The sequence below is a fragment of the Kosmotoga sp. genome, assembly GCF_982836095.1.
Genome location: NZ_CEYIHJ010000072.1, coordinates 1 through 8,775, shown reverse-complemented (window position 1 = coordinate 8,775; position 8,775 = coordinate 1). Strand labels below are relative to the sequence as shown.

General features: G+C 41.5%; 11 protein-coding genes. All 11 read right to left on the bottom strand.

What is annotated here, in order from left to right; all coding sequences use genetic code 11:
* On the bottom strand, positions 1-362 hold a 362-nt coding region (locus tag AC3LHT_RS06120; RefSeq protein WP_488662284.1), incomplete at its 3' end, for a hydrogenase subunit MbhD domain-containing protein.
* A 1-nt stretch (position 363) separates the two neighbouring features.
* Positions 364-2,154 carry a complex I subunit 5 family protein gene (locus AC3LHT_RS06115; RefSeq protein ID WP_488662283.1) on the bottom strand — a complete coding sequence of 597 codons (1,791 nt, stop codon included), beginning with the start codon at positions 2,152-2,154 and terminating at the stop codon, positions 364-366.
* Complete coding sequence (locus AC3LHT_RS06110) at positions 2,139-3,347, bottom strand: hydrogenase large subunit (protein WP_290647190.1); 1,209 nt, start codon at positions 3,345-3,347, stop codon at positions 2,139-2,141. Before AC3LHT_RS06110 ends, AC3LHT_RS06115 begins: the two co-directional genes overlap by 16 nt.
* Positions 3,340-3,780, bottom strand: coding sequence for an NADH-quinone oxidoreductase subunit C (locus AC3LHT_RS06105; RefSeq protein ID WP_290647189.1), 441 nt, complete (start codon positions 3,778-3,780; stop codon positions 3,340-3,342). The genes AC3LHT_RS06110 and AC3LHT_RS06105 overlap by 8 nt, the downstream gene beginning before the upstream one ends.
* The gene (locus tag AC3LHT_RS06100; protein ID WP_290647188.1) at positions 3,780-4,196 is read right to left on the bottom strand and encodes an NADH-quinone oxidoreductase subunit B family protein; all 417 of its coding nucleotides are present in this window, start codon (positions 4,194-4,196) and stop codon (positions 3,780-3,782) included. Before AC3LHT_RS06100 ends, AC3LHT_RS06105 begins: the two co-directional genes overlap by 1 nt.
* Before the next feature lie 2 nt (positions 4,197-4,198).
* A complete protein-coding gene (locus AC3LHT_RS06095; RefSeq protein ID WP_290666212.1) occupies positions 4,199-5,101 on the bottom strand; it encodes a complex I subunit 1 family protein in 903 nt (300 codons plus the stop codon).
* Positions 5,098-5,598, bottom strand: coding sequence for a 4Fe-4S dicluster domain-containing protein (locus tag AC3LHT_RS06090; protein ID WP_290647186.1), 501 nt, complete (start codon positions 5,596-5,598; stop codon positions 5,098-5,100). The genes AC3LHT_RS06095 and AC3LHT_RS06090 overlap by 4 nt, the downstream gene beginning before the upstream one ends.
* Positions 5,595-6,422 carry an FAD/NAD(P)-binding protein gene (locus AC3LHT_RS06085; protein WP_488662282.1) on the bottom strand — a complete coding sequence of 276 codons (828 nt, stop codon included), beginning with the start codon at positions 6,420-6,422 and terminating at the stop codon, positions 5,595-5,597. The genes AC3LHT_RS06090 and AC3LHT_RS06085 overlap by 4 nt, the downstream gene beginning before the upstream one ends.
* 5 nt (positions 6,423-6,427) lie before the next feature.
* The gene (locus tag AC3LHT_RS06080) at positions 6,428-7,408 is read right to left on the bottom strand and encodes a 4Fe-4S dicluster domain-containing protein (RefSeq protein ID WP_290647184.1); all 981 of its coding nucleotides are present in this window, start codon (positions 7,406-7,408) and stop codon (positions 6,428-6,430) included.
* A 76-nt stretch (positions 7,409-7,484) separates the two neighbouring features.
* The gene (locus AC3LHT_RS06075; protein WP_290647183.1) at positions 7,485-7,895 is read right to left on the bottom strand and encodes a hypothetical protein; all 411 of its coding nucleotides are present in this window, start codon (positions 7,893-7,895) and stop codon (positions 7,485-7,487) included.
* A 223-nt stretch (positions 7,896-8,118) separates the two neighbouring features.
* The gene (locus tag AC3LHT_RS06070; protein WP_290647182.1) at positions 8,119-8,610 is read right to left on the bottom strand and encodes a transcription repressor NadR; all 492 of its coding nucleotides are present in this window, start codon (positions 8,608-8,610) and stop codon (positions 8,119-8,121) included.
* Positions 8,611-8,775 lie beyond the last annotated feature (165 nt).

The following is an 8,775-nucleotide window of genomic DNA, read 5'->3' as shown; positions in this document are numbered from 1 at the left end:
GAAACATCAAGAAGCGGTTTCCCAAACTCTGGCAAGACAGAGAAGAGAGGAATTACCATGATCGATATAAGGACTAAAAACAGCAATTTGAAGCTCAGCGATAATCTGCCTTCCTTTTCTTTTTCGAGTCTTTCCCCGGTGGCTTTTAGCAACATAATCAATATGATCACAGAGATTATTTCGTAAACAAATTGGACAAGGGCAAGATCAGGTGCTTGCAAGAAAATAAAAGCCACTGCTAACGCAAGACCCGTCACACCTACCGATACAACGGATGAAAGCAGGTCTTTCAATTCAAGCGCTATAATGGAAGCGAAGATCATAAAAGAGACTATGAAATACAACCAACCTTCAACGGGCACATCAACCACCCCTTAGAAATATTGAGAGAAGAACTATAAACCCCAGCATAACCCAGACGCTGTAAAAAGACAGTTCGCCTGTATGAAGCAGTTTCAGTGGCGTAACCATGGCTTTCAACCCTGTCTTAAGATGTGTATAGATGTCGAAGCAGCCTTTTTCAGCACCGTTGTAAATAACCTTCAACGGCTTCATGTTTCGAATGTCATTGAAAAAGCCTGTACCCGAGATTCTGAATTTCACGGTGTCCTTTTGTCCACCAACAAAAGCATCCTCTACTCTTACTTTTCGGAACATAAGATATATCAATGCACCAAAGACAAGGGATAAGGTAACAACACCCAGAAGCTGTGTCGTGGAGAGAAAGCCCACAGAATTTTCAAGGTTTTTGCCCAAGCTATTCTCAATCAATGGAAGCGGGAAGAATTTCCATCCAATACCTATGAACAAACACAAAGAAGCATTTAAGAGTAACGCGATGAGTTTCGGTAAAGAAGCTTCCCTCGCGTCTTTGGTTTTTTCCGTGGTTTTTCCAAGGAATATGGAGAAGTTTAGTTTCATAAAACTCGCCAGAGTCAACGCACTGCCAAAAAGAGCCATTATGAGAAAGAACATGTACAATATTTTATAGCCGTAAAGACTTTGAGCCATTGCTATCAAAACTCCCTGATAAATGAGCCATTTCGATACGAAGCCATTCGTTAATGGCATCCCGGAAATAGATAAGGAACAAACCAGCATACCTGAAAAAGTCAGCGGCGTTCGTCTCGCCAATCCGCCAAGTTCCGCCAATTCCACCGTGCCTGCTGAACTTTCAACGTTTCCAGCCGCCATGAACAACCCGGATTTATAAATAGAATTGTTCACAGTATGTAACAACCCGCCAATGATTCCCACGGGATTTCCGGTAGCTATACCAAGCACCATATATCCCACCTGGCTTACCGCATGGTAACCGAGAAGTTTACGTGCGTTGTGTTGAATCAACGCCATCATAACGGCTATAATTATGGTAAATGCACCTATACCTGCAACGATTACCCTCAACCACTGTGGTATGATGCCGTATTCCAAGAATAATCTTGCAAGTAAATAAATCCCGAGAATTTTGTCCAAAGATGCTGGAAGAATAAACGCGGATTCAATAGGTGCTTTTTCACAGTATTCCGGAATCCAGGTATGCAGTGGAAAAGCCCCCGCTTTAGCGAAAGATGCAAGCACAATAAAGGATAGGGCTGTTATTTCCCAAGCATTTGGGCTACCACCTGAAAAGCCAATCAAAGCTTCATTGGAATATCCCAAAAGGAAAAAAGCGAATATCAGCAGGGAATCAGATATGCCAGATATGATAAGTGTTTTCTTGGCAACACCAGAGGCGAGTTTTGAAGAAATTGCAAAGAGATAAAGCATCAAACCTGCAAGCCCCCAGAAAACAAGGAAGGCAACCGCATTTTGTGTCATCAATGCCCCATTAACAAAGGCCATAGTCATTATGAAATATACATGGAATTTGAGTTTCTCACTCTTCAAAAGGTAAATTGAAAATGCAAGGCCAAGGATATTTGCAAAGAGCAGAGCAAAGTAAGAAAATTCATCAAGGGAAAAGATCCCTTCCCCACTTAATCCAGTTGCCAGCGGCAAATAACCCCAAAGGATAAATGAAACAACTAAAAGGTATGAGCAAGTGATGACATTGAGCCACCTTGCCACTTTCCAGTTAGTGCCACTATCCATAAGTGCCGCTATCAGTGGAATGATAATCATAAACGATAAGACATTTACAAAAGCTTCCATAATTCGCTCTCCCCTAACTCATCGATGAGTCTGTCGGTTTTTCTCTGCGATAACTCAAGTAAATTCTGGGCTATTTCTGTACCCTTTGAATCGAAAAGCTTTACGGACCTTTCCGTGCAACAATAGCAAGGATCTACTGAAGCCAGCGTTATCATTACATCAGAAAGATTCATTCCAGGACAGCTGACTTCATAAGTTGGAATATTAACATAGCTCGGAGCTCTTATTTTATGCCTAATAGGACGATTTGACCCATCTGAGCGTATGTAATGAAATACTTCACCTCTGGGAGCTTCGTGCCTTCCGATTCCTTCACCGGCAGGAATTTCAGCAACATCGTTGTAAATTGGGCCTGAAATTTTTCTCAAGCGTTCAATAATCTGCCTTACCATCTTTATACTCTCTAACATCTCGAGTATTCTCACAACAGTTTTGGCAAAAACATCGCCTTCCTCACGAACAATTATGTCAAAATCCAGCAAATCATAAGCGGCGTAGGGTTCGTCTTTTCGCACATCAATGGCAACTCCCGAAGCTCTGGCTGTGGGTCCAGTGGCGCAATAGTTGATGGCATCTTCCTTTGTTAAAATACCAACGCCACATAATCTGCTTTTAAGTACCGGATCATCCATAGCAGCTTTAGCAACCATGCTCAGCTTTTTTTCAAGCATGTCCATAACTTCGTTGACCCGTGTATTTAGAGATATATCGTAGTCTTTTCGCACTCCCCCTATCCGGAAGACGCCGTAATGATTTCTATTTCCGGTAATGAGCTCGATGACTTCAAGAATGGGTTCTCTATACTTCCATGCCCACATCCAAAGTGTATCGTAACCAATAAAATGTCCAGCGAGACCCAGCCATAGTAAATGGCTATGAATGCGCTCCATTTCACCTATCAAAGATCTGATATACCTTGCCCTCAAAGGGATTTCAACATTGCCTATATCTTCCAGTGCATTCACACAAGCAAAGGGATGCGAAGCAGAACAAATACCACAAATTCTCTCAACAAGGAATATTGTCTGATCAAAAGTATTGCTCTCGGAAAGCTTTTCAATGGCTCTATGCATCCAGCCAGTTTCCATCTCAATTTCCTTTACCTTCTCACCATCAAGGGTAATCTTGAAATATTCCGCTTCCTCCAAAAGAGGATGAAAAGGGCCAACGGGTAAGTTGAAATCTTCACTCATGTTCTCGCCTCTTTACTCTAAGTGGATTCTTTGGAATTTTCGGATTATCTTCAAGAAGTAGTGGTTTCGGTTCAGGATGTTTAACGAAAACCACTCCAAAAAGCTCTCCGATCTCCCTTTCAATCCATTTTGCCCCGGCTATGTTGTTTGCAATTGAAGGGACTTTGGGATCGTCCAATGGGATGAACACCTTCGGGCAGTAATACATCCCGCTCTTATCATCTGAAAAGTGGTAAATAAGCTCGAATCCTTCGTAGTTTTCCAATGCTGAAATGGTCGAAAGCCTCAAGCCTTTTTCAAAAAGATATTTGGCCACTTCAACAATGTTTTCAGATTCGACTTTAAAATAAACTCGCTTCTTCTTGGAAAGAAGCATCTTTATTTTTTCCTTCAATTCATTCAACACATCATTTTCATGTTCTTCAGAAGCCATCAGTCCAACCTCCCCAATAATTTCAACAATCCCTCTATCATAGCTTCAGGCTTTGGGGGACATCCCGGAATGTAAAGATTTACGGGTATAAGCTTATCCAAAGGTCCACATCGTGAGTAACTATCTTTGAATGTTGCACCGCCAATTGGGCACGTTCCTACAGCAACAACAAAAACGGGTTTTGGTGCTTGATTATAAAGTCTGACAACTCTTTCAGAGATTTTACAACCTCCCATTCCTGTTATCAGGAGCACATCGGCATGTCTTATCGAGCCAACGAGCTTTATTCCAAAGCGTTCCAAATCATAGCCAGGCGTCAACAAATCGAGCACCTCTATATCACAGTTATTACAGGGTGAAGCGCTCATGTGAAACACCCATAAAGACTTTTTCAAAATCCTGTTATATACACCCATATTCAACCTCCGAAGAGGGCGAGGACGAGTGCAATTAATGCCAACGGCGATAAAACCTTCCAGAAAAAGTTCAACATTTTGTCTATAGTCACCCTCGGATTTACATTTTTCACTATTATCAAAATTATCAGCGTCAAAATGTAGAAAAGAACATTTAAAAGTATTCCAACGAATCCCTTGCCAATACCAAAGAAAAGGACACTTAAAAACAATGGATATATGAAAAATTCCATAGCTTTAGTTAATTTCCAGATTCCAAGCAAAACACCTGAATACTCTATTTCAACACCGCCAGCGAGTTCTGTTTCGGCTTCAGGCAAGTCAAATGGCTGTAAAGCAAGCTTCGCTTGAATGCACATTAGCCCAAGAATGTATGCCATAACACCGGAAAAGGAAGTGATAGCAGAAGTATTCAATACCGCTCCAAACCTGAATGAAAATCCTGATTTTACCACAGGTACAAGTACCACCATAATAAAAACCAGCTCATCGGCAAGAAGCATTTTTATTTCTCTGGAAGCGCCTATTGCAGCATAAACATTAGCAGAGGCAGAGGCTCCAAGGAAAATCCCTGTGGAAACCAGAGAGCTCAAATAAAGTAGTAAAATCAAATCCCCTGCGATTTCGATGTTCAAAAAAACAGCGCTCCCCAGAACCGTAGCAAAAGCCACAACTGATGCAAAGGCAATTAACGGGGCAACTGAGTACATAATAACCGCTGAATCAGCCGGGACTATGCTCTCTTTACCAAGCAGTTTGAAAAAATCAATGAAATTCTGATACCAGGGTGGCCCCACCCTGTGCTGGAAAAGGGCACTCAGTTTTCTTTCAATCCACCAAGCAATCATCCCGCAAAAGGCTGTAAAAACGAGGCCAGGAAATAAGAGAGTATATACGGCGATCAAAGAACTTTCCCCTCCTTATACCTCCAGTGATGGGTTTTAACAGCCATGTATTTACCCACAAAATACAACCCGCTGGAAGGATCTTCTTCATCGAGCTCCACTAAAGAAACCTCTCCGTTCTTAGAAGTTTTCACACAGAGAGGTATATATTCTTGATCTTTCATTCTTTGTGAAATACAATAATCACAATGATCGGCGACGAAGTTGATTGTTTCCGGGAAAAGGGTACCGAAGGGGCATGCTAAAACACACGATTTGCAACCTACGCAGCGAAGATTTGCTCTTTTCACAGTGCCATCAGGTAATCTTTCTAAAGCGTCACGTGGGCAGGCTTTAACGCAATGAGCTTCCGGACATTGACGACAGTATAGAGCAAACTCTGCTATTTCCACAAGAGAAAGCAGACCATTGTTTTTACTATGATATAGATACTCGCACTGAATAGATGGAGTTGGTTCAGATAGGAGCTTTTCCATATCTATCAATAGCCTCTTCATGCCCAGATCGCCTCCGGGTTTTCAAACTGGTCATAGGTAAAGACAGGCCCATCTTTGCAAACAAAGTAGTGTTCAATAGTGCAATGTCTGCAAAGCCCAACCCCACAATACATCTTGCTTTCCATCGATAAATACAAATTTGATGGGGCTATGCCTTTTTCGAGCAGGCTCAGAGATGTAAATTTCATCATGATGGGTGGACCACAAACAGCTGCTATCGTATTTTCAACGTCTAATTCAAGCGGTTTTAAGAGCGTTGTAACCACACCTACATTGCCAGACCATTTCTGACCTTTGGGAACTTTATCCACAGATAGATTCAGGTTTACACCCTTGATTTTCGACCATTCCTTTAATTGTTCCTTATATATAAGGTCTTCTGGTGACCTCGCCCCAAAACAAACCGTAATCCCGTTATATCGTTCAATATCATGAACAAGAGTGAGGAATAAAGACCTTAATGGAGCAAGGCCAACTCCTCCCCCTACGATAAGAATATGCTTTCCTTCAAATTTCTCAAGGGGATACCCATTCCCATAAGGGCCCCTTAAAATCACTTCCGCTCCTTTACGAATCTGGTGTATTTTTTCCGTCATGTAACCCGTTTTCATTATCGTTATTTCTATGGGGTTCTTTGTGTAATGCGAACAGGATGGAGTAAAAGGTCCCTCGCCTACACCAGCCAAACCGACTTCAACAAATTGTCCAGTCTTGAACTCAAAATCACCTCCACAATCAAGAACAAAGGTCTTGATTGTCGGAGATTCAGTAATCACTTCAAGCAATTTCGTTCGTATTGATTCAAAGGCATTCACCACAAGCATCACCACTACTTCTTGATTGTCAGCTTTCGGGCTGCATTTCTGATATCTATATTTGCGGGGCAGACGTCTATACAACGCCCACATCCCGTACAAGCACTGATACCAAATTGCCTAATTGTATATGTGAATTTGCAGCTATATCTATGGTTAAAACGTTCGTATAACGCTGCCCTTGGGTTTCCACCTCCTGCTACTCGCGCATACCCTTTGAGCTGGCAGGCATCCCAGGATCGCACTTTTGAAAAATGTGCTTTCCTGCTTTCGTCATTCAACATAAAACAATAGCAGGTCGGGCAAACAAAATTGCAGCCACCACATTCGATACAGGAATCCACCATCTCTTGTGAAGGCTCAAGCTTTCTTTCCTCTGTATGTGAAGCAATTGACCAGCCACTGTTTAATTCCACGAGTTCGCGTTTGATAAGTTCCCTGTTTGTCTCTATTACCCGATCGATATCCGGGATGTCGTTCATGACGCTGTGCCCTTTCGAGAAATCTTCCAGCAAGCCTTCGCCTTTTTCAGAACCGCTTTTAAGCACAAACATACCACCAACTTCAGATATCGCCAGGTCGTAAACACTCTCCGGATAGGGTTTATAGCCTTGTAAGATGCAATGGCAGCTTTCTTTAACCTCTTTGCAGTCAACGCCAATTAAAAGGGTTCGTTTTCTAATTTCACTATAATAAGGGTCAGGGTATTCTCCCAGCAACGCCTTATCGAGAAAGCCCACCGCTTGAAGATCACAGTTATTGACTCCAAGAACGATTGTTTCAGGAAACTTTGGGATGTCCAAAAGCTCTACCCTTGCAGGAAATAACAACATTTTTATTGGATCCGCGGGTCTGAATCCTCCCAGCGAAACGGCATCTTTGTTTTCTTCGGTGAGAATCTCGAAAAAATATTCATCCCCATGTTTAAATGGTGCATATACAGTTTTTCCAGTTTCAAGCAAATAGCTAATAAACTCATCAGGATAACAAAGCATTTTTACCGCCCCTTAGTGAATAGTTTCACATGGATTTACAAAGACATCCTACTTTCTCCAAATAGAAAAGATATATTCAGTCTTCCTCAGGTTCCATATACTGGTAATGCTTATAAGCCTCTTCAATGAGTGAATTGTTGGAGTCAAAAGTGATCAGATGACCTTTACATCCTTTTCTTGGGCAAAAATGAACGGCTCCTCCTTTTTCTAATTCCAACTTCACAGTCTTAGCTGAGCATTCAGGACAACTAATATCTCCTGTGAGTGAATGCCCGCAATGAGGGCAGAAAAACTCTGCAATTTCTCCATCAGGCATGTCAAAAGTCATGTTGTAGTTATAGCTTCCATAGACTGCGCTCAACCAGATCGCGCCATGATATTCACCATAGGTAACATTTAACTGAATGCTCGGATGGTCATCAATCATTCTCTTCGAATTCATAAGGCTTTCAAAGCAATGAGGACATTTCACATGTAAGGCAAACATTTCTTTTCCCCCTGACATAAATAATACGTACCTGTATTATGAGTCGGGAAAGAATGTGGAAGGACTCCGTGAGGTATGGAGTAAAACACATCAGCGAAGTTTTCTATGGCAATTTAATAATAGCAGATTTGTTCAAAATTTAACAAGGAAATCAAAAGAATATAAATTAAGATAAACAAACAATAACAAAGCAAATTAAGTAAAAAGTATTACAATAGTAGCATTATATTAAATATTCTTTTATAGCATTAAGCACTCTACTCATTGTAGCCTCATCTTTTGCTTCCAGGGTATGGAGATGTACGCCACCGGAAAGTTCAAGAAGTGGTGAAGCATTGGAAGTTTTCAAGCGTCCTATGAACCTCACGACATCTTCCTCGGTTTCGATGTCAAGCATTCCCCTTAACTCGCCATAGATCGGATGCTCTACAATAACATCAACAACTTTGCCCCCAGCTTTGACAATCGCAAGAAGTTCCTCATAAATATCCTCTTCAGAGTGTTTAACAGCAACAAGCTTTCTTATAAAGCCCAATTCTTTTACCATCTGGTATCCCTTCGGGGAAGAAAATATTCTTTGCCCTTTTGCACGTAGTGCCGCAATATATTGAACAATCATTTGCCGACTAACACCTAACTTCTCCGCAAGCGTGTTCCCGGTAATGGGCACTTGCGAATCCTTCAGTAGCTGTAATACCTGTTCTTCCTTATTCATACACACCACCTCACATAAATTATAGCAGCCGATTTCAACATAGGGAATCTGCTGATGTATAATTTAAGCAGGTGGTGATAAAATGCTTTTTCTTGGAAAGAAAGAAATTCTAATTATTGAACTCTTTAAGGAACATCTTGACGCAGTGGAAAAAACCATCTTATC